This window comes from Burkholderia sp. BCC1638 (genome assembly GCF_902833195.1).
Classification (GTDB): Bacteria; Pseudomonadota; Gammaproteobacteria; order Burkholderiales; family Burkholderiaceae; genus Burkholderia; species Burkholderia diffusa.
The window spans coordinates 1-250 of the sequence record NZ_CADFEC010000164.1 but is presented as its reverse complement, the minus strand read 5'-3'; the positions used below and the strand labels follow the sequence as shown (position 1 = coordinate 250).

The 250-nt window shown below is 61.2% G+C and carries 1 pseudogene; it reads left to right on the top strand.

Annotated features, from left to right (window positions below):
- Positions 1 to 215 (top strand): annotated as a pseudogene (locus HWX22_RS31725) (hypothetical protein); the annotation flags it as partial.
- Positions 216 to 250 lie beyond the last annotated feature (35 nt).

Genomic DNA, 250 nt, shown 5'->3' with positions numbered 1-250 from the left:
TCGTCGAGCGCTGGATCCTCGCTCGGCTGCGCAACCACCGCTTCTACAGTCTGGCCGAACTGAACAAGGCGATCGGCAAACTGATCGCCGACCTGAACCGGCGCCCGTTCAAGAAGCTCGACGGCTGTCCGCGCCGACGGAATTTTGAGCCACCGGGCCGATTGGATTTTGAGCCGGGGTGGAGACCGGTCTATAGCAGGACCGGTTGTGGATAAGTGTATGGGTTTCCGGGGTCGTTGTCCTCCTGCGT